The following is a 383-nucleotide window of genomic DNA, read 5'->3' as shown; positions in this document are numbered from 1 at the left end:
GGCCATGACGATGCAGTTGCGGGGGTCAAAGGGCGACGCCTTGCGCCACTTGTCCCCGTGGCTCTCGGGTTCGAGGTCGAGGATTCGGATAGTCGTCATTTGCTGTACCAGTTGCTCTGGCTGTATTTCTGTGCCTGGCGCAGCATGCCATCCAGTACCCGGCGGGGAATCTCGTTCATCAGGTGCTGGAGCATGCCGTCCCGGCCCCACTGCGACAGGTGCAGGATGGGGACCTCGTGCATGTACTCCAGGCGACCCAGCGTGAGATGTTCGTAACTCACCCGGAGTACCAGGGCGCAGATACTATCCCCCCAGCCCAAGGGCATTGTCTCGGCCTTTACACGGATACCGGGGAACAGCAGGTTCAAGGGTTCGTGGATATC

General features: G+C 60.6%; 1 protein-coding gene. It reads right to left on the bottom strand.

The window, feature by feature from the left end:
* Positions 1-95: 95 nt before the first annotated feature.
* On the bottom strand, positions 96-383 hold a 288-nt coding region (locus EVJ30_RS15090; RefSeq protein ID WP_131469580.1), incomplete at its 5' end, for a hypothetical protein.

Source organism: Exiguobacterium sp. SH5S13, from assembly GCF_004337085.1.
GTDB lineage: Bacteria > Bacillota > Bacilli > Exiguobacteriales > Exiguobacteriaceae > Exiguobacterium > Exiguobacterium aurantiacum_A.
The sequence above is the reverse complement of the archived record's forward strand: the minus strand, read 5'-3'. Positions and strand labels throughout refer to the sequence as shown.